This is a genomic window from Geodermatophilus sp. CPCC 205761, from assembly GCF_051383655.1.
GTDB lineage: Bacteria > Actinomycetota > Actinomycetes > Mycobacteriales > Geodermatophilaceae > Geodermatophilus.
The window spans coordinates 24,067-42,631 of record NZ_JALPKQ010000011.1 but is presented as its reverse complement, the minus strand read 5'-3'; the positions used below and the strand labels follow the sequence as shown (position 1 = coordinate 42,631).

General features: G+C 74.2%; 21 protein-coding genes and 2 tRNA genes. 10 read left to right on the top strand and 13 right to left on the bottom strand.

Translation table 11 applies throughout. The annotated features are described in order from the left end of the window. Window positions 1-31: 31 nt before the first annotated feature. Window positions 32-802 (bottom strand): type I methionyl aminopeptidase, encoded by a 771-nt coding sequence (gene map, locus MY526_RS08770; protein ID WP_436692773.1) that lies wholly within the window; start codon window positions 800-802, stop codon window positions 32-34. A gap of 182 nt (window positions 803-984) precedes the next feature. Here map and MY526_RS08765 point away from each other — a divergent pair, with 182 nt between their 5' ends. Beyond that, window positions 985-1,494 (top strand): VOC family protein, encoded by a 510-nt coding sequence (locus MY526_RS08765; RefSeq protein ID WP_436692775.1) that lies wholly within the window; start codon window positions 985-987, stop codon window positions 1,492-1,494. 20 nt (window positions 1,495-1,514) lie between these two features. On the opposite strand, the gene MY526_RS08760 is transcribed toward MY526_RS08765, so the two are convergent. From MY526_RS08760 to MY526_RS08745, 4 genes are all read right to left on the bottom strand, one after another. Beyond that, window positions 1,515-2,036, bottom strand: a complete 522-nt coding sequence (locus MY526_RS08760; protein ID WP_436703723.1) for an N-acetyltransferase — start codon at window positions 2,034-2,036, stop codon at window positions 1,515-1,517. 5 nt (window positions 2,037-2,041) lie between these two features. Beyond that, window positions 2,042-3,010: a cytochrome P450 gene (locus MY526_RS08755; RefSeq protein ID WP_436703722.1), complete on the bottom strand. Its 969-nt coding sequence runs from the start codon at window positions 3,008-3,010 to the stop codon at window positions 2,042-2,044. Window positions 3,011-3,015: 5 nt separating this feature from the next. Further along, the gene (locus tag MY526_RS08750) at window positions 3,016-3,324 is read right to left on the bottom strand and encodes a hypothetical protein (RefSeq protein ID WP_436703721.1); all 309 of its coding nucleotides are present in this window, start codon (window positions 3,322-3,324) and stop codon (window positions 3,016-3,018) included. A gap of 138 nt (window positions 3,325-3,462) precedes the next feature. Then, window positions 3,463-3,536, bottom strand: a tRNA-Met gene (locus tag MY526_RS08745). Window positions 3,537-3,640: 104 nt separating this feature from the next. On the opposite strand from MY526_RS08745, the gene MY526_RS08740 reads away from it, so the two are divergent. Then, window positions 3,641-4,006 carry a hypothetical protein gene (locus MY526_RS08740; protein WP_436692780.1) on the top strand — a complete coding sequence of 122 codons (366 nt, stop codon included), beginning with the start codon at window positions 3,641-3,643 and terminating at the stop codon, window positions 4,004-4,006. 56 nt (window positions 4,007-4,062) lie between these two features. Here MY526_RS08740 and MY526_RS08735 read toward each other — a convergent pair whose 3' ends face one another. Both MY526_RS08735 and MY526_RS08730 read right to left on the bottom strand, forming a co-directional pair. Beyond that, entirely contained in the window at window positions 4,063-4,260 is a 198-nt protein-coding gene (locus tag MY526_RS08735; protein ID WP_436703720.1) for a class I SAM-dependent methyltransferase, read from the bottom strand. Between the two features lie 144 nt (window positions 4,261-4,404). Next, window positions 4,405-4,923 (bottom strand): GNAT family N-acetyltransferase, encoded by a 519-nt coding sequence (locus MY526_RS08730; RefSeq protein ID WP_436703719.1) that lies wholly within the window; start codon window positions 4,921-4,923, stop codon window positions 4,405-4,407. 215 nt (window positions 4,924-5,138) lie between these two features. On the opposite strand from MY526_RS08730, the gene MY526_RS08725 reads away from it, so the two are divergent. From MY526_RS08725 to MY526_RS08715, 3 genes are read left to right on the top strand one after another with little or no spacing between them, the layout of a single operon-like run. Then, window positions 5,139-5,459 (top strand): hypothetical protein, encoded by a 321-nt coding sequence (locus tag MY526_RS08725; RefSeq protein ID WP_436703718.1) that lies wholly within the window; start codon window positions 5,139-5,141, stop codon window positions 5,457-5,459. Window positions 5,460-5,464: 5 nt separating this feature from the next. Next, window positions 5,465-5,932: a hypothetical protein gene (locus MY526_RS08720; RefSeq protein ID WP_436703763.1), complete on the top strand. Its 468-nt coding sequence runs from the start codon at window positions 5,465-5,467 to the stop codon at window positions 5,930-5,932. Next, window positions 5,878-6,207, top strand: a complete 330-nt coding sequence (locus MY526_RS08715; protein WP_436703760.1) for a hypothetical protein — start codon at window positions 5,878-5,880, stop codon at window positions 6,205-6,207. Before MY526_RS08720 ends, MY526_RS08715 begins: the two co-directional genes overlap by 55 nt. A 52-nt stretch (window positions 6,208-6,259) precedes the next feature. Here the strand turns inward: MY526_RS08715 and MY526_RS08710 are convergent, their stop codons facing one another. Then, on the bottom strand, window positions 6,260-6,487 hold the full coding sequence (locus MY526_RS08710) for a hypothetical protein (protein ID WP_436692788.1): 228 nt from the start codon (window positions 6,485-6,487) through the stop codon (window positions 6,260-6,262). Window positions 6,488-6,709: 222 nt separating this feature from the next. Here MY526_RS08710 and MY526_RS08705 point away from each other — a divergent pair, with 222 nt between their 5' ends. Beyond that, window positions 6,710-8,488 carry an alpha/beta fold hydrolase gene (locus tag MY526_RS08705; protein WP_436703717.1) on the top strand — a complete coding sequence of 593 codons (1,779 nt, stop codon included), beginning with the start codon at window positions 6,710-6,712 and terminating at the stop codon, window positions 8,486-8,488. Here MY526_RS08705 and MY526_RS08700 read toward each other — a convergent pair. From MY526_RS08700 to MY526_RS08685, 4 genes are all read right to left on the bottom strand, one after another. Further along, the gene (locus MY526_RS08700) at window positions 8,460-8,600 is read right to left on the bottom strand and encodes a hypothetical protein (RefSeq protein WP_436692791.1); all 141 of its coding nucleotides are present in this window, start codon (window positions 8,598-8,600) and stop codon (window positions 8,460-8,462) included. The genes MY526_RS08705 and MY526_RS08700 overlap by 29 nt on opposite strands. Before the next feature lie 232 nt (window positions 8,601-8,832). After that, window positions 8,833-8,906: transfer RNA gene (locus MY526_RS08695), tRNA-Met, on the bottom strand. 97 nt (window positions 8,907-9,003) lie between these two features. Continuing rightward, a complete protein-coding gene (locus MY526_RS08690) occupies window positions 9,004-11,934 on the bottom strand; it encodes a UPF0182 family membrane protein (RefSeq protein WP_436692840.1) in 2,931 nt (976 codons plus the stop codon). Window positions 11,935-12,157: 223 nt separating this feature from the next. After that, on the bottom strand, window positions 12,158-13,180 hold the full coding sequence (locus tag MY526_RS08685; RefSeq protein ID WP_436703716.1) for a YlbL family protein: 1,023 nt from the start codon (window positions 13,178-13,180) through the stop codon (window positions 12,158-12,160). Window positions 13,181-13,326: 146 nt separating this feature from the next. Between MY526_RS08685 and MY526_RS08680 the strand changes: the two genes are divergently transcribed. After that, window positions 13,327-14,685: a zinc-dependent metalloprotease gene (locus tag MY526_RS08680; protein WP_436703715.1), complete on the top strand. Its 1,359-nt coding sequence runs from the start codon at window positions 13,327-13,329 to the stop codon at window positions 14,683-14,685. 12 nt (window positions 14,686-14,697) lie between these two features. Here the strand turns inward: MY526_RS08680 and MY526_RS08675 are convergent, their stop codons facing one another. Next, a complete protein-coding gene (locus MY526_RS08675) occupies window positions 14,698-15,354 on the bottom strand; it encodes a M48 metallopeptidase family protein (RefSeq protein ID WP_436692796.1) in 657 nt (218 codons plus the stop codon). A 375-nt stretch (window positions 15,355-15,729) separates the two neighbouring features. Here MY526_RS08675 and MY526_RS08670 point away from each other — a divergent pair, with 375 nt between their 5' ends. The 3 genes from MY526_RS08670 (at window position 15,730) to MY526_RS08660 (ending at window position 18,545) form a co-directional block, all read left to right on the top strand. Next, window positions 15,730-15,882 carry a DUF5679 domain-containing protein gene (locus MY526_RS08670; protein WP_012950213.1) on the top strand — a complete coding sequence of 51 codons (153 nt, stop codon included), beginning with the start codon at window positions 15,730-15,732 and terminating at the stop codon, window positions 15,880-15,882. Window positions 15,883-16,013: 131 nt separating this feature from the next. Next, window positions 16,014-17,099, top strand: a complete 1,086-nt coding sequence (locus tag MY526_RS08665; RefSeq protein ID WP_436692799.1) for a ThiF family adenylyltransferase — start codon at window positions 16,014-16,016, stop codon at window positions 17,097-17,099. Window positions 17,100-17,222: 123 nt separating this feature from the next. Beyond that, the gene (locus MY526_RS08660; RefSeq protein WP_436692801.1) at window positions 17,223-18,545 is read left to right on the top strand and encodes an ABC1 kinase family protein; all 1,323 of its coding nucleotides are present in this window, start codon (window positions 17,223-17,225) and stop codon (window positions 18,543-18,545) included. The last annotated feature ends 20 nt before the right edge of the window (window positions 18,546-18,565 follow it).

Genomic DNA, 18,565 nt, shown 5'->3' with positions numbered 1-18,565 from the left:
GCGGCGGGGCGAGCCTCTGCCCGGGGCCGGTTCAGCGCGGGAGCGTGAGGATCCTGGGCCCGTCGTCGGTGACGGCGACGGTGTGCTCGACGTGGGCGGCGCGGCTGCCGTCGGCGCTCCGCAGCGTCCAGCCGTCGGCGTCGACGCGGTAGGCGTCGCTCCCGCCGGCCAGGAACCACGGCTCGATCGCGATCACCAGCCCGGGCTTCAGCGGCACCCCTCGGCCCGCCCGGCCCTCGTTGGGGACGCTCGGCGCCTCGTGCATCGTCCGCCCCACGCCGTGCCCACCCTGGTCGGTGTTGATCCCGCAGCCGCCCGCGCGTCCCGCGGCACCGATGGCCGCCGAGATGTCGCCCACGCGGTTGCCGACGACGGCCGCCGCGATGCCGGCCGCCAGCGCACGCTCCGTGGTCGCCACCAGGTCCAGGTCCTCCGCACGCGGCGTGCCCACCGGGAACGTGATCGCCGCGTCGCCCACCCAGCCGTCGAGGGTCGCGCCGGCGTCCACGCTCAGCAGGTCACCGTCGTCGAGCACCTCGGGCGTCGGGATGCCGTGCAGCGCGACGTCGTTCACCGAGAGGCACACCACACCGGGGAACGGAGGCGTGGTGGCCAGCGGGGCGTACCCCAGGAAGGGCGACCCGGCGCCGGCGTCGGCCAGGACGTCGCGCGCCACCGAATCGAGCTGCGTGAGCCGGACGCCGGGTGCGGCCGTCGCCCGCACGGCGGCCAGCATGTCGGCCACGACGGCGCCCGCCGCCCGCATCGCGTCCAGCTCGCCGGGTGTCCGCAGTTCGATCATGACGCCGCCGCCTTCCGGTCCGACCGTCCCGGTCTTAGCAGGTGGCGCAACGCACGATCGACACCGGCCGGGTGCCCGCCCGCCGGCGACACCGCGCCCACGGTCTGAGGTCGGCGGCGGGAAGCAGATCCACCACGTCGCGGTTGCGTCCGCCAGACGGCCCGACCGAGGAGGATCCGAGCGTGAGCACGACGGACAGCACCCGCGACCAGACCGCCCTCGAGCAGGAGCGCGCCCGCATCCGCGAGGCCCACCTGAAGCCGGCCGGCGAGCGACCGGCGTCGACCGCGCGGGGACTGCACCACACCGCCCTGATCAGCTCCGACGTCGAACGAACCGTCCGCTTCTACCAGGACGTCCTCGGCTTCCCGCTCACCGAGCTGATCGAGAACCGGGACTACCCGGGCTCCAGCCACTTCTTCTTCGACATCGGGCACGGCAACCTGCTGGCCTTCTTCGACTTCCCCGGCCTGGACGTCGGCCAGTACGCCGAGGTGCTCGGCGGCCTGCACCACATGGCCATCAGCGTCGATCCGAAGCACTGGCAGGAGCTCGTCGAGCGGCTGACCGACGCCGGCATCGCGCACGAGGTGCACAGCGGCGTCTCGGTCTACTTCCGCGACCCCGACGGCGCCCGCATCGAGCTCATCGCCGACCCGCTCGGCGAGATGTACGGCCACCACGTCCTCTGAGACCGGCGGCCGGAGCCGCGTCAGGCCTGGGGCGCGTCCACGAGGTCGGCGTAGTCGGGGTGCCGCTCGATCCAGCCGCGGATGAACGCACAGCGCGGGACCGCGCGCAGCCCGCGGGCCCGGACGTCGTCCAGCGCGCCGCGGGCCAGCGTGCCGCCCACCCCGTTGCCCTCCTGGTCCGGGTCGACCTCGGTGTGGGTGAACACCACCTGGTCGCCCTGCCGGCGGTAGGCGGCCAGGCCGAGGACACGGTCGCCGTCGCGGACCTCGTAGCGGTCGGCTCCGGGCACGTCCCGGACGGTGAGCTCCATGGTCGCGGCAACCGCCGCCGCGCCGGTGCTGTTCCGGGACCGGTCGGCCAGAGCCAGCGCTCCGGTCGGGCACTGCCCGACGGCGTCCCGGACGTCGGCCTCCTCTCCCGGCGCCACCTCCGGCCGCAGCACCCGGACGACGCCGTCGTCCCCGACCTCGAAGACGTGGGGCAGCAGGGCCTCGCAGCTCCCGGAGCCGACGCAGCGCTCGCGGTCGACGACGACGCGCACCGGTCTCAGCCCGCCAGCCGGGCCGGCAGCCGCTTGATGCCGTTGACGAACGACGAGCGCAGCCGGTCGGGCTCCCCGGTCACCTCCAGGTCGGGCAGCTGGTCGAACAGCGCGCGGAAGGTCACCGCGAGCTCGCGGCGGGCCAGGTGTGCGCCCAGGCAGAAGTGCGGCCCCTTGGAGCCGAAGCCGACGTGCGGGTTGGGGTCACGCGCCAGGTCGAGCACCTCCGGGTCGCGGAAGACCTCCGGATCGCGGTTCGCCGAGCCGTAGAGGAGCAGGAACTTGTCGCCGGCGGCGAACCGGTGGCCGTTGACCTCGCCGTCCCGCGTGGCCGTGCGCCGCATCCAGGTGACCGGGCTGGCCCAGCGCACGATCTCCTCGACGGCGGTGCGGTCCAGCCCGGGATCGGCTCTCCACCGCGCCCGCTGGTCGGGGTGCTCGTGCAGCGCGAGGACGCCCTGGGAGATGGCGTTGCGGGTGGTCTCGTTGCCCGCCACCAGCAGCAGGATGAAGAACGAGGCGATCTCCTGGTGGGAGAGCTTCTCGCCGTCGACCTCCGTGGTCACCAGCGCGGTGGTGAGGTCCTGCCGCGGGCGTTCCAGCCGCTCGGCGGCCAGCCGCTCCATGAGCCCGGCCAGCTCCATGCCGGCCAGCAGGAAGGCGTTGAGCGGGTCGTCCTGGTCCTCGATGAGATCGGGGTCCCCGCCGGACAGGATGATGGTCGACTGCGCCAGCACCATCGCCCGGTGCTCCTCGGGGATGCCCATCATGTCGCAGATGACCCGCAGCGGGATCGGCGCGGCGATGTCCGCCACGACGTCGATCGCGCCGCCGTTCGCCGCCGCCGTCCGCCGGGCCCGGGCCAGGACGTCGTCGACGACGCCGCGCACCGAGTCGAGCAGCTGCTCGAGCATCCGCGGGGTGAAGGCCTTCGAGACGATCCGGCGGATCTTCGCGTGGCGGGGGTCGTCCATGCTGATCAGCGACCCGTAGAACTCGTTGAGGTCGGCCGGGATGTCCTGGATGGAGACCGCCCCCGCCCGGAGCAGAAGACGGCGGGCTGCGAGCTGATCGCCTCGACGTCGGCGTAGCGGGTGACGGCGACGTAGCCCGGGCCCACCGGCAGCATCGGCATGACCGGCTCGGCGTAGAAGGCGAACGGCCGCTCCCGGCGCAGCGCCGCGAAGGTCGCGTACCGGACCGACGGCGGGCCGGCCCACCACTCCCGGTCGGAGAGGTCGACCGCGTCGAGGTCGACGGTTCCGGGTGCGGGGGTCTCGACGGACACGGGCGCTCCTCGTCGACGGTCAGCGGTGACCGTCAACGCTAGAGAGGCAGCCGGGCGAGGCACAACACTCCGTCGGCGCCGTCCCCGTCGAACGACAGAGGGCCCGGTCACCGTGGTGACCGGGCCCTCTGCCAGGAGTAGCGGGGACAGGATTTGAACCTGTGACCTCTGGGTTATGAGCCCAGCGAGCTACCGAGCTGCTCCACCCCGCGTCGCACCTCCACCATACACGCGTTCGGAACCGGTGCCGGAGCCGGCCGGTGCCGGAGCGCGCGCCTCACCGTCGGCACCCGCGTGGGCGCTTAGAGTCCCGGCCGTGAGCGCGGAGGTGGCGACCAGCAGCTTCCTCGGTGAGCCGCAGCCGGTGGAGGTGTTCCACGCCGGTGTGTGGTTCCCCGGCGAGCTGCTGGGCTGGCGGTTCGACGAGACGGGGACCTGCCGCGTGCGGGTGCGCTGCATCGTCGGCGGCCTCCGCCACACGGCCTGGACCTACCTGACCCACCTGCGCCTGCCCGAACCCCGGCCGGTCCCGGCCCCGTCGGTCGAGGTCCCCACCCCGGCCCGGCCCGCCGGCGACCCGGGGCCGCACCTGCTCCTGCCGCCGCGTGACCGGCACCCGCTGGGCGCCCCCCTCCCCCGCCCGCGCCGGGCCGGCCTGGTGGAGTGGCTCGGCACCGTCTGAGCCCGTCCGGCGCCGATCGCTCCGGCGGCGGGCTCACGATCTGCAGCCCGTACCGCCTAGTGGATCGCCGGGGCCGGCCGGCGCCAGGGGGGCGCGAACTCCGGCGAGTCGCTCCGCGCGATCGCCGACGCCAGCAACGTCCCCCCGGGCCGCAGGACCCGACGGACCTCCCGCAGGGCCGGGCGCGGATCGGCCAGGTGGCAGAGCCCGCAACGCGCCGTCGGCGCAGCCGACGTCCAGGACCCGCCGGACACCGAGCCCGACCAGCCGGGACGCGACCTCCGCGTAGAGGCTCACCGCGGAGCGGGCCCGGGCGACCGACATGCCCAGTTGACAGCGCTCCGGCGCCGAGTCGTAGTCGAAAGCCACGCCGCCCACATCGGACAGCCTGGCACCGCTCAGGCTCCTGTCGCTCCGGGGAGCGGTTTGCGCAGGTGGACGAGGTGCCCCGCACCGATGTCCTCGCGGCCGGTCTCGACGTACCCGGCCGCGGTGTACAGCCGCAGGTTGCTCCGCATCCGTTCGTGCGTGTACAGCCGCATCGCGGGCAGCCCGAGTCGGCGCGCCTCTGCCTCGGCGAAGGCCAGGAGCCGGCGCCCGAGGCCGCGCCCCTGGACGCGCGGATGGACCGCCACGTTGTCGATGCACAGAGTCCTGGGCTCGGGTCTCAGCACGACGAGTCCCTCCAGGCTGCCCGCGGGCGGCAGTTCCGCCAGGCCGGTCACGAACACCACTCCCTCGGCGAGGATGGCCGCGTGGTCGGCCGACAACGGCGCCGGGCGGGTGCCGATGATCGGCACCCAGGGCAGGTAGGCCGCCTCGACCACGTGCACGATCGCGGGCAGGTCGGCGGCCACTGCGGGACGCACCCAGCCGGCGGCCTGCGGTCCTCCACCGGTCATCGCCGCGACCGCCACCGCGGCAGGGCGCCGGCGAGTCCCTCGACGGACAGGACCAGAGGCAGGCCGACCACCGTCAGCGTGGGTGGTGTGATCTCGGATGGAGCAGGGATGGAGGTCATGGCTCGAGGATCTGACCGGTTGCTCGACCTGGCCCGACGAGGAGTTCGATCCCAAGGACCGGACCACGACGTCCGGCTCACCGTGCCCACGTCCACTGACTGCACAGACCCGTGCACGGAACGACCGGCCGCGCCGCCGCCGACGCCACCCGCGCCGCCTTCCTGACCGGCTTCACCACCGCGATGTGGGTCGCCACCGCCACCGCCGCCATCGTCCTCGCCGGCGTGCTCGCTGCCACGGCCCTACGTCGCGGCCGGCCGGAGATCTCGGCCGACCCCGAGGCGACCAGGTCCCGGACGGACACCGGTTCGCACTCCCGAGATCCGATCGACGCAGCCGACGCCGACGGCTCCACCGACGCGACCGGCCCGGCGTCGGCAGCACCCGACACCTCGCGGGGTGGCGCACTCAGCAGCGCCGGACAGAGGTGACCACCATGCCCGGCACGTCCACGCACCGCGTTCGCACCGTCCTCGGCCGGTCCGCAGGCTGGCTGGTCGTCGGACTCAGCACCCTCTACGCCGTGATCGCGGTCGGCATGGCGGTCACCGAGCTGCTCGCACTGCTCGGCGCCGCCCCCGACGCGAAGCCACGCGTGGTTCCGCCGCTGTTCGTGCCGCACGCGCTCACCGGCGCCGTCGCCCTGGTCACCGGGGCGGTCCCGCTCCAGCTCGGCCGCCCCAGCTCATCCGGCCATGCGCGGGCCCACCGCACCATCGGCTGCTGCTACCTGGCCGCGGCCTGGACCACCAGCGTCGCCGGCGCGGCGACCGCGGTCGTCTTCGACGTCGGCGTCGCCGGCCAGCCGGGTTCGCCGTCTGGTCCGCGTCGTGGTTCCCCACGACCACCATCGCGCTGCGGCACATCCGGGCCCGCCGCGTGCGCGCGCACCGCGACTGGATGATCCGCAGCTTCGCGCTCGCCTTCGTCTTCGTCACCTTCGACCCCGTTCGCCAGGCGCTCGAGAGCGCCGGGCTGCCCCGGACGGTGGTCTACCCGGTGGCCCTCGCCGGCTGCGCGATCGTCGACCTCGCCGCGGTCGAGGTGTGGCTCCGCCGTGATCGACCCGGCGCTCCCCCGAGCCGCGGGCGGCCGTACGCGACACCCCGGATGGCGGCGCGACCCTGCGAGCCGGACGGTAGGTGCGGCAGCGGCAGGAGCGCCCCTGCACCGACGTGACCGGGCCGAGGACCCATCCGTCACGTCGTCGGGTGTCGTGCAGCCGTCGGATCTAGCGGGTCACGGGAGGCCGAGGCTCCCGCCACCCCTGGAGGAACGACTGGCCGAGCGTGATGGCCGAACGCACCACGACGGTGGTCACGATGACGACGAACAAGAAGCCGCCGACGTTGCTGGGCCAGGGGTCGGTGAAGGAGGGCAGGGCGGTGAACGCGGCCAGGACCCCCACACCCAGGGACAGCCGGAGGGACCGGCTGCACCCCGTGATCCACCCCGGCATGGCGGCAGTGTAGGAGTGTGCGGAGCACCCGTGTAGTGGTGCACCACGGGTGAACCGCCGCCCTCGGATCGGGCCGACACCGGCACCGGCCCGGCGCCGGCCGCGCGGGATGCCGACGACACGCCGAGCAGGGCGTTGAGCCGTTCGGCAGGGACTCCCCGGGTCTTCGTTCCCTGATCCTCCTCCACCCCCCGCCGCCACCATGCCCGGACGGCGCCACGCGTGCGCAGCACCATCCGTCCGTTCCAGCCGGAGGCCACCCCCGTGCCCGAGTCCTCGTGTTCGCCGTCGATCGCCGCGCGCACCGCCCGCACGCATCTCCTCGACGGCCACCCGTGGCGGATCCTGCGCAGCGGCGTCGGCTCGCACGTCGTCCTGCTGCTGCCCGGCGGCGTCGGGCAGGCCGAAGCCGAGTTCCAGGTCATCCGGGCGCTCGAACCTCACGTGCAGGTCCTCGCCGTCACCTATCCCGCGCTGACGTCCATGGCGGCGATGGTCCGGGGCCTCATGCGGGTTCTGGACGCCGAGGGCCTGACGACGGTGGACGTGTGGGGGAACTCCTTCGGCGGGATGGTCGCGCAGGCGCTCGTCCGCGAGGCCCCGCACCGGGTGGGCAACCTCGTGCTCGGTCGGACCGCCGTCCCCGACCCCGCCCGCCGGCGACGGGCCCAGGCGCAGGCCCGGCTGCTGGGCGCCCTCCCAGATGCGGTCGTCCGGCGACTGGTCCGCGCCGCCTTCGCCCGCCGGATGCGCGACCTGCCGGACGACGAGCGAACCTCGTGGGTGTCGTACCTGGAGGACCACTTCCTCTCGGAGGCCAAGCAACGGATGGCCTCGCTGTCGGCCCTGGCCGCCGACTTCCACGCCCGCGCAGACATGACCGCCGACGACCTGGCCGGGCGGCCGGGGCGGGTGCTGCTGCTGGAAGCGGACGGGGACGAGCTCTACGGGGGCATGACCTCCCGGCTCCACGAGCTCTACCCCGCGGCCGCCGTCCACCGGCTGACCAGCGGTGGGCACGTCTCCGACGCCGCACGGGTGCGCGAGGAGGCCGCCGTGGTGGTCCGGTTCCTGGCGGATCCGGACTCCTTCCCGGCTCAGCTGCGGATCCGGTCCGACGGCGTCACCCTCGCCGCACGCCGGTTCGGCTCCGCCGGTGACGTCGTCGTGCTGCTGCACGGCGGGCCGGGGTGCCCGGACTACCTGGAGCCGGTCGCCCGGCACCTCGCCTCGAGGTTCCGAGCCCTCACGTTCGACCAGCGCGGGGTCGGGGCCTCCACCGCCAACGGCCGGTACGGCCTCGCCGACCACGTCGCGGATGTCGAGGCGATCCGCCGGTCGCTGGGCGCCGACGGCGTCCACCTCTTCGGCCACTCCTGGGGCGGTCTGCTCGCGCAGCTGTACCTGCGCCAGCACCCACAGCGGGTGCGCAGCCTCGTCCTCGCCAACTCCTCCGCCGGCGTCGGGGCCGAGTGGATCCGGATGCAGCGCGAGGTGATGGCCTACAACCGGCGTCAGAGCGGAGCAGCCGGATTCGCGGCCCTCGGGGCGGAGTCGCTGATCGCCCGGCTCCCGGGCCGGCTGGGCGACGCCGCCGGGCAGCGTGTGCTGGCGCGGATCTGGGCCAACTACTTCCCCGACCCGGCCACGGCACCGCCGGCCGACCGCTCCTGGCTCCGTGGCGCGCACGGCCGCCCCGCCCGGGCCACGGTGGCCGCGATCCGCACCGCGCCGGCGTCGGTGCTCGACGGTCCCGGCGCGAGGACCGACCTCCCCGTCCTGGTCGTGTACGGCCGGGACGACATCTACGGCTCCAGCGTGGACGCCGTCCGGCGGCGGTTCCCAGGGGCGCAGGACGTGGTCCTCGACGACTGCGGCCATGTTCCCTGGCTGCAGGCCAGCGACAGGTTCTCCGCCCTCCTCGACGCGTTCTACGCCGGCGTTCCACGCGGCCCGCACGCCGCGCCGACGCTCACGACAGGCCCCCGGCTCGAAGGCTGAGCGCGACGAGGGCACCGGCGGCGAGGGCGCCGCCGGGAGTGGCCAGAGCCAGCAGCGGCCGGCGCAGCCTCCGGAACTCGGCCACCACGTCCCGGTCCCTCTCCTCGATCATGCGGTGGAGCTGACGCGGGACGGTCAGCGAGCTGCCTGCGGCGAGACGCCTCGGCCAGCTCCACCGGAGAGAGCACGGCCGTCGCCTCCGCGACGACGTGCGCCGGGTCGACCGCAGAGGGGTGGCCCAGCCGATCCGGAGATTCGTCCGGAAACCGGCCCACGACGCAGCGAAGACCGGCGCGATCGCGCCGGTCTTCGCTGTCAGGGACCGGTTTCCGGACCCTGCTGAGTAGCGGGGGCAGGATTTGAACCTGCGACCTCTGGGTTATGAGCCCAGCGAGCTACCGAGCTGCTCCACCCCGCGTCGGTAGGACCAGCCTACCCCGCCCCGGCCCGGGTGTGCACCCGGCTCCGGGGTGTCCCCCACCACAGGAGGCGGGGTCCCCGCCCCCTGTGGTGGCTCAGCCGCCCGGCTCGGCGGCCGCGGCCCCCTGCGCGGTCTGGTAGGCGTCGACGGCGGCCTGGAGGTCCTCGAGCGCCTGGCCCTGCGCCGCGAAGTCACCCGAGCGCTGCGCGTTCTCGAGCGCCTGCAGCGCCGAGTTGATCGCGTCGACCGCCTGCTGCAGCGCGGACGCGTCCCCGCTGTCGGCCGGAGGCGGGGTGGTCGGGTCGGTGGGCGTGGGTTCCGTCGGCTGCTGCGGGGCCGGCGCGTCCCCGCTGTCGGTCGCCGACTCCCCCGCCCCGGCGCCGAACACCTGGTCCAGCGCCTCGGCCAGGGTGTCCGCGTAGCCGACCCGGTCGCCGTAGTTGACCAGCACCTTCTGCAGCAGCGGGAAGGAGTTCTCCCCCGTGCCCTCCACGTACAGCGGCTCGACGTAGAGCAGTCCGTCCTCGCCGATCGGCAGCGTCAGCAGGTTGCCGAACACCGCCCGCGACTCCTGGCTGTTGAACAGGGTGAGGTCCGGTCGCACCTGGTTGTTCGTGATGAACGACTGCTGGACCTGCTGCGGACCGCGGAAGGGCGTGTTACCCGGCAGGCGCAGCACCTGGATCTCCCCGTAGGTCTCCGGGTCGCTCGACGCGGAGATGAAGGAGGACAGGTTCTCCCGGCGGAACGCGTTCAGGGCGCTGGTGAGCTGGAAGCTCGCCGCCTCGTCGCCGGGCCGCTGCGCCAGGATGTAGTACGGCGGCTGCGCCTCCTGGGTCTCCTGCGTCGGGTCGGCCGGCACCTGCCAGCGGTCGTTCTGGTTGTAGAAGTCGACCGGGTCGCTGACGTGGTAGCGGGTCAGGATGTCCCGCTGCAGCTTGAACAGGTCCTCCGGGTACCGGACGTGGCCGACGAGCTCCTCGCTCATCGCGTCGCGCTCCTCGATGACGCCGGGGAACGCCTTCATGTAGGTCGCGAGGACCGGGTCCTCCTCGTCCCAGGCGTACAGGTGCACGGTGCCGTCATAGGCGTTCACCGTGGCCTTCACCGAGTTGCGGATGTAGTTGAACTGCTCGTTGGGCAGCGCCGTCGTCCCGGTGCCGGTCAGCGCGTCGGACGTCGCCTCGCCCAGCTCCATCGGCTCGGAGTACGGGTAGGAGTCCGACGTCGTGTAGCCGTCGAGCACCCAGACGATCTGGCCGTCGATCACTGCCGGGTACGGGTCCCCGTCGACCTCCAGGAACGGCGCGGCCTTCTCCACGCGGTCCCGCGGGTCGCGCACGTAGAGCACCCGCGACGCGTCGTTCACCGCGCTGGAGAGCAGGAAGTTCCGCTCCCGGTAGTAGATCGCGAAGGTCAGCTGCCGGAAGAAGCTGCCGATCGCGACGCCGCCGCCGCCGTCGTAGGTGTTGTTGATCTGCCCCTCGTCGGAGCCGTCCTCGGGCTGGTCGAACTCGCGCGGGGTGGCCCCCTCCGGCGCGCCCACGACGGAGTAGTCGTCGATCAGCTCGCCGTAGTAGATGCGCGTCTGCTCGACGTCGATGGTGCCGACCGTGGGCAGGTCCCGGGTGGTGAAGTTGGGCTCGCCGCCCTCCTGGCCGGCGACCACCTCGTTGGCCGGCGCGGCCACGAACCCGTTGCCGTGGGTGTAGACGGTGTGCCGGTTGATCCAGGTGTCCTGGTTCTCCGACAGGGCGTCGCTGTTGAGCTCGCGGACGGCGACGACGTAGTCCCGGGTCTCCCCGTCGATCGTGTACCGGTCGATGTCGAGCTTCTCGGGGAAGCCGTAGACGTTGCGGATCTGCTGGCGCGCGGTGAACGTGTCGGACAGGACGTTGGGGTCCAGCAGCCGGGCGTTGGGGATCGTCTCGGTGTCGTTGCGCAGGGCGGCGAGCGCCGCGTCGGTGTCGACCTCCTCGCCGGTGCTCTCCTGGGCGTAGTTCACGTACTCGACCTCGGTGAGGTCGTAGGCCGCCCGGGTCGAGGCGGTCGCCCGCTCGATGTAGTCCGACTCCCGCTGGTCGGCGCTGGGCCGGACGACGAACTGCTGCACGATCGCCGGGTAGGCCACGCCGATGACCAGGCTGGAGAGCAGCAGCAGCACCAGCGCGGCGGCCGGCAGCCGGAAGTTGCGGACGGCGACGTTGGCGAAGAACGCGATCGCGCAGACCGCCGCGGCGAAGACCAGGATCGTCTTGGCGGGCAGCAGCGCGTTGACGTCGGTGTAGCTGGCGCCGCTGAACAGCTCGCCCCGGTCGGAGTAGACCAGGCCGTAACGGTCCAGCCAGTAGGCCAGCGACTTGAGCGCCACGAAGAGCCCGAGCAGCACCGACAGCTGGACCATCGCCGCCGACGTGAGCTTCTGACCCGGCGTCTGCAGCCGCAGCCCGCCGAACACGTAGTGGGTCAGCAGCGAGCCGATCAGCGACAGCAGCACGATGGCGAAGCCGAAGCCCAGCAGCAGCCGGTAGAAGGGGTAGTCGAAGACGAAGAAGGAGATGTCCAGGCCGAACTGGGGGTCGGTCTGGCCGAAGTCGGTGGCGTTCCGGAAGGTCAGCCACGTCTCCCAGTTGCCCTGCGCGGTGAACCCGGCGAACAGGCCCAGCACGACGCCGACCGCGGTGAGCACCAGGGTGCGGCGCGGCTCGAGCGACTGGCGGTAGCGCTCCAGGTTCTGCTGTTCCAGCGACATCGGCCGGAACGTGGGCCGGAACCGGTAGGCGAGGTAGATCGCCAGCGCCGTCAGGCCGCCGGTGGCGATCCCGGCGACGGCGAACAGCAGCGCGCGGGTCTGCAGTTCGGTCCAGAAGACCTCGGTGAAGCCGGTCTCGTCGAACCAGAGGTAGTCGACGTAGACGTTGGTCAAGGTCCCGATGGCCGTGAACAGCACCAGCAGCACGGCGATGGCCCCGATGACCACCTTCGCGCGCCGCGAGAGCGTCGGCACGGACACGGGGGGCCGCATGGCCACGAGCGGTCTCCTTCAGTTGCGGTCGTGGCGGGCAGCCACGTTCGTTCCCGGCCGCGGACGGCCGGGAGGACGCGGACGGGCGCTCCCGGCAACCGGTCCGGTCAACCCAGACCAACGCGCGGGACCGCACCGGGTTCCCGGTGTCCGCTCCACCCGACAGCTTCCCCCACGCGGGCCCGGCGGTGCGGCTGCCGGGGCCCACGGCGGGGCCGCGGCGTCAGCAGGACTCCGGCGTCCGCCCCGCCCGGAGGTCCTCGAGCGCCTGGAGGGCGTCGTCCAGCGTGGCCACCCGGGCCACGGGCAGGCCCGGCTGCGGTGCGGCCAGCGCGTCGGCGCAGTTGCCGGCGGGCACGAGGAACAGCTCGGCGCCGATCTCCCGGGCGGCGACCATCTTCAGCTGCACGCCGCCGATCGGGCCGACCTCGCCGGCGGCGTCGATGGTGCCGGTGCCGGCCACGGCCGCGCCGCCGGTGAGGTCGGTGTCCCCGACGAGGTCGAGGATCCCGAGGGCCAGCATCAGGCCGGCCGACGGGCCGCCGACGTCCTCCACCCGGATGTCGACGTCGAACGGCGCCGAGGGCTGCTCGCGGATCAGCACGCCGAGCAGCGAGCCCGCGCGCTGGTCGGCCGCCCGCGTGGTGATCGTGGTGGTCCCCGGCTCCCCGAGCCGGGTGTAGGCGACCGGTACCGAGGACCCGCCGGGGATCGAGGCCAGGACGGCGTCCAGCGTCGCGGCGTCCGGCGTCGCCCGGCCGTCGACGCTCTCGATCGCGTCGCCCTCCTCGAGCCGGCCCTCCGACGGCGAGTCGTCGGCCAGCCCGCGCACGACCACCTTCACCGGGTAGTCCAGCGTCGACAGGGCGGCGGCCTCGGCGGCCTCCTCGGAGGTGAGGAACGCCTGCCGGTTGGCCTCGCGGGTCTCCTCCTCGGTGCGGTCGGAGGGATAGACCGACTCCTCCGGGACGACGCTGACCTCGTCGTCGAACCAGCCCTGCACCGCCTCGACCAGGCTCAGCCCGGCACGGCTGACACCGACCGTGGTGAGCGTCAGCTGCCCGTCGACGTCGTTGCGCTCCCGGCCCTCGACACCGATCACCGGCTCGCCGTCGATCTCGCCCAGCGTGTCGAACGTCGGCCCGGGCACCTGCGCGACGTAGGGCACCGGCACCGCGGCGCCGAGCACGCCGAAGACCACCAGCAGCACCACACCGACGCTGAGGACGGCGATCCGACGTGTCACAACGGGCCAGCTTAGGAGAAGGACCTCCGTGCCCCCCACGGCTCGCGAGCTCGCCGCGGGGCCCTGCACGGAGGCCGCCCGTGCTCTCCAGCGCTCACAGGCTCGCGGTCGGGCTGCCACGAAGATCACGCGTCTACCGTGGAGACATGAGTGACCTGCCGTTCGGCTTCGGATCCCCCGACCGCGATCCCGAGCGTCGCGACGAGACCGGCCCGGGCGCCGGCAACGACCCGTTCGGGTTCGGCGCCCTCTTCGGCGGCGCGGGCGGCACCGGCACGCCGGAGGAGCTGCTGGGAAAGATGCCGCTGTTCGCCGAGCTGCAGAAGCTGATGAACTGGTCCGGCGGCCCGGTCAACTGGGACCTCGCCCGGCAGGGCGCGATCAGCACGCTGGCCGCCGGGTCGCAGCCCACGTCCGCGGCCGAGCGCACCGCCGTCGCCGAGGCGCTGCGCCTGGCCGACCTCTGGCTGGACCAGGTCACCGAGCTCCCCTCCGGCGTGGACCGGACGCTGGCCTGGTCGCGCGTGGAGTGGGTCGAGCAGACCCTCCCCGCCTGGAGCGCGCTGATCGACCCGCTCGCCGAGCGCGTGGTCGCGGCGATGACCAGCGCCCTGCCCGCCGAGGCCGCCGCGATGGCCGGTCCGCTGGGCGGGTTGATGGGCCGCATGGGCGGGCTGATGTTCGGCGCTCAGGTCGGTCAGGCGCTCGGGCGGCTGTCCGGTGAGGTGCTCACCAGCACCGAGATCGGCATCCCGCTCGCACCGAGCGGAACCGGCGTCCTGCTGCCGCAGAACGTCGCCGAGTTCGCCACCGGCCTCGACCGCCCCGCCGACGAGGTCCGGCTGTTCCTCGCGCTGCGGGAGGCGGCCTCGCTGCGGCTGTTCGCCCACGTCCCGTGGCTGCGCCAGCAGCTGCACGACGCCGTGCACGCCTACGCCCGCGGCATCAACGTCGACCGCGAGGCCATCGAGCGCGGCATCAACGAGGCGATGAGCTCGATGGGCGGCATCGACCCGAGCAACCCGGAGAGCATCCAGCAGCTGCTCGGCAGCGGACTGCTCGAGCCCGAGGAGACCCCGGAGCAGCAGATGGCGCTGCGCCGGCTGGAGACGCTGCTGGCGCTGGTGGAGGGCTGGGTTGACGCCGTCGTCGCCGCGGCCGCCGGCGACCGGCTGCCCGGGCACGGCGCCCTGGCCGAGACGATGCGCCGCCGCCGGGCCTCCGGCGGCCCGGCCGAGCAGACCTTCGCGACGCTCGTCGGCCTGCAGCTGCGCCCCCGCCGGCTGCGCGACGCCGCCACCGTGTGGGGCGCCATGGCGCAGCGGTACGGCAGCGCCGAGCGGGACCGGCTGTGGTCGCACCCCGACCTGCTGCCGACCTCCGACGACCTCGACGAGGCCCTGGACTTCGTGGCCCGCCAGGGTGCCGACGACGAGCTGCGGGCGCTGACCGAGTCCGACGAGGAGCAGGGGGACGAGGAGCAGGGCGGCGACGACCGGGGGTGACCCGGCCCCGGTTCAGTCGACGAGGTCCTCGCCGGCCGGCGTCGCCTCGCCGGCGTGCCGGCCCAGCTCGACCCCCTCGAGGAAGCCCCGGGCCCGCTCGGCCCGGGGGTAGCGGGCCACCAGGGCCCAGAACCGGGCGTCGTGGCTGGGCTCGATGAGGTGCGCGAGCTCGTGCACCAGCACGTAGTCGACGACGTACTCGGGCATGGCCCGCAGCCGGCTGGACAGCCGGATCGTGCGGTCGGCCGGCGTGCACGAGCCCCAGCGCCGCTGCTGGTTGTCCACCCACCGGACGCTGGCCGGCAGCGGCACGTCGTCGAAGTGCGCCGCCGACAGGGCCCGCGCCCGCTCCATCAGCTCGTCGTCCCCGCCCAGCGACCGGTGCCGCCGCTCCTCGCGGGTCTGCAGCTTGGCCACCATCTGCGCCACCCAGCGGCGCTCCTCGGCCGGGCTGAACGCCGCCGGGATGAGCACGATCGTGCGTCCCGACTCCCGGTACGCGGTGACCGTGCGGCGCCGGCGGGCGCTGCGGCGCACCTCCACGGCGCCGTCCGCCGGTGCCGCCGAGGGAGCCCCGTCCGAGGGGACGGGTCGGGCGCCCCGGCGGCCCTGGGTCGGGCGGCGGGCCGGGGCGGGGCTGCGCGAGGCGTCGGGGATCGATCCGGGCACGGAGGCACCGTAGTTGGCGGGCGGCGGCTGTGCGCTGTGCACCTCCACCCGCACGGGTCCATGTCGCACGGACGGTGGACACGGGGGCGCTCGTTGCGGGGATCGACGGGACCGCTCGCCGTCCACAGCCCCGGCGGCGGTATCCGCGCAGGTGGGAACGGCGCGTCGCGGGTCGGTACCGGCCGTTCGTGGTCCGCCCGTCCCCCGCTTCCACACAGCGACACGCCCAGGCGTCCCCACCCGCTCCACAGGTCTGTCCACAGGCTGTGGGGAACCGCTCCCCCGCCAGCCCGAATGGGCCCGCGACGCACGGGTAGCGTTCCCGGAGACGGCGCCCGGCGCGGACGCCGAGCAGTCCTGAGAGAAGGAGGCACCGTGGCGGAGAGCTACAACGGCTACTGCGTGAAGTGCAAGGAGAAGCGCGACTTCGACGGCGAGGTCAAGGTCAGCGAGTCCGGCCGCCGCATGGCGCAGGGCACCTGCCCCGTGTGCGGCACCAAGATGAACCGGATCCTCGGCAAGGCCTGAGCTCCCTCCGGCCACGGACGGCGGTGCCCGCACGGCGGGCGCCGCCGTCGTCGTCTGCCGGACCTGTGGACGCCGCCCGCCGCTGTGGACGGCCACGGGGCACCGGCCCGCGGCGGTGTCACCCTGCCGGGGTGGACGACCAGGCACACCCCCTCCTCCCCCCGACGGTGCCGCTGCTGCGGCTGGCCGGCCCCGGGGGGACCGCCGTCCAGGTGGGCGGCACCGACACCGCCGACGGGGTGCTGATCACCCCGGGCCCCGACGAGCTGACCGCCCTGCTGCGCGGCCTGGACGGCCGGCGCACCCAGCGCGCCGTCGTCGCCGAGGCCGCCCTCGCCGGTCACGAGCCGGCCGCCGTCGCCGCGCTGCTCGACGGGTTGCGGAGCACCGGCCTGCTGGTCGACCTCGATGCCGCCGACCTGCTGGCCTCGGACGCGGGCCCGGCCGCCGCGGCCCGCACCCGCGCCGAGCTGCCCGCCGCCGCCCGGGATCCCGAGTGGGACGCCCGGAAGTCCCCCTGGCGGGCCCGCCGGTCGGCCGCGGTGGTGGTCGAGGGGGCGACGCGCACCGGGGTGCCGCTGGCCGCCGTCCTGGCCGCCAGCGGCGTCGGCCGGGTGAGCGTCCGCGACACCGGTCTGACCGTCGCCGGGGACGCCGTCGTCGGCGGCCTCGACGCCCGCGACGAGGGTCGGCCGCGCGCGCTGGCCGCGGCCGACGCGATCCGCCGGGCCAGTCCGCTGACCGACCTGCGGCCCCTTCCGGCCGGCTCGACCGGCGACCTCGTCGTCCTCACCCGGCCGTGGGCGGCCTCCGACCCGCTCGCGCACGGCCTGCAGCGCCGCGGCGTGCCACACCTGGTCGCCACGGTCCGCGGGGAGACGGGGGTCGTCGGCCCGCTCGTGGTCCCGGGGACGACGAGCTGCCTGCGCTGCGCCGAGCTGCACCGGCGGGACGCCGATCCCCGGTGGCCGGCACTCGCCGCGCAGCTGACCGCGGGCGAGGCGCCCAGCGGCGGGGCCACCGTCACCTGCCTCATGACGGCGGTGACCGCGGCGGTCCAGGTGCTCGCCTACCTCGACGGCACCGCCGCTCCGGTGACCCTCGGGACGACGCTGGAGCTGCGCCCGCCGGACCTCACCTGGTCGATGCGCCGGTGGCCCGACCACCCCGACTGCGGGTGCGCGGCGGGTCCCCCGGGCCCCGTTGGGGGGACATGAGCACGCCGCCCGGCGCTGCACCCGCCCATCGGGGGACAATGGCGGCAGAGTGCGCCCTGCCGGCCCGGCGGGGGCCCGGGCTGCCGTCACCGCGGCCGACGAGCGCCAGCGAGGAGGACGCGCGTGTCCGATACCGGACGCGGGATCCCACGGGGCTCGGTCTCGCGGACCGCACGACTGGCCTCCCTGCCGCTGGGCGCTGCGGGGCGCGCCACGATGGGGATCGGCAAGCGCCTGTCGGGCCGTCCCGCCGACGCGGTGACCGCTGAGTTGCAGCAGCGCACCGCCGAGCAGCTGTTCGCCGTCCTGGGCCAGCTCAAGGGCGGGGCCATGAAGCTGGGCCAGACGCTGTCGGTCTTCGAGGCCGCCGTGCCCGACGAGGTGGCCGCGCCGTACCGCGAGGCCCTGGTCAAGCTGCAGGAGGAGGCGCCGCCGATGCCGGCGCGCACCGTCCACTCGGTGCTCTCCCAGCAGCTCGGCGGGAAGTGGCGGGAGCGGTTCCGGCACTTCGACGACGCCCCGGCGGCGGCGGCCAGCATCGGGCAGGTGCACCGGGCGACCTGGCGGGACGGCCGGGACGTCGCGGTCAAGATCCAGTACCCGGGGGCGGCCACCGCCCTCATGGCCGACCTCAACCAGCTGTCCCGGTTCGCCCGCCTGTTCGCGGCGCTGTTCCCGGGCATGGACGTCAAGCCGCTCATCGCCGAGCTCAAGGCCCGCGTGGTGGAGGAGCTCGACTACGCGCTCGAGGCCGACGCGCAGCGGACCTTCGCCGCCGCCTACGTCGACGACCCGCAGATCGTCGTCCCCCGGGTGGTCGCCAGCGCGCCCAAGGTGATCGTCTCGGAGTGGCTGGAGGGGACGCCGCTGTCGAAGATCATCGCGTCGGGGACCCGGGAGCAGCGCGACCGGGCCGGCTACCTGATGTCGGTGCTGCACTTCTCCGGGCCCCAGCGCGCAGGCCTGCTGCACGCCGACCCGCACCCGGGCAACTTCCGGCTGGTCGGCGACGGCCGGCTGGGCGTCATCGACTTCGGCGCGACCGCCCGGCTGCCCGACGGGCACCCCGAGCCGATCGGCCGGCTGGTGCGCTGGGCCCTGGAGGGCCGGGCGGAGGACGTCCTGGCCGACCTGCGGGCCGAGGGCTTCGTCCGGCCCGGCATCGAGGTGGACGCCCAGGGCGTGCTCAAGTACCTGCGCCCGCTGCTCGAGCCCGTCGAGAGCTCGCACTTCCACTTCACCCGCAGCTGGATGCAGGAGCAGGCCGCCCGGATCGCCGATCCGCGCAGCGAGGCCAGCCGGCTGGGCCGGATGCTCAACCTCCCCCCGGCCTACCTGCTCATCCACCGGGTGACGATCGGGTCGATCGGCGTGCTCTGCCAGCTCGACGCGGCCGGTGACTTCCGGAGCGTCATCGAGGAGTGGCTGCCCGGCTTCTCCGGCTGACTCGGGTCACCGCCTGACTC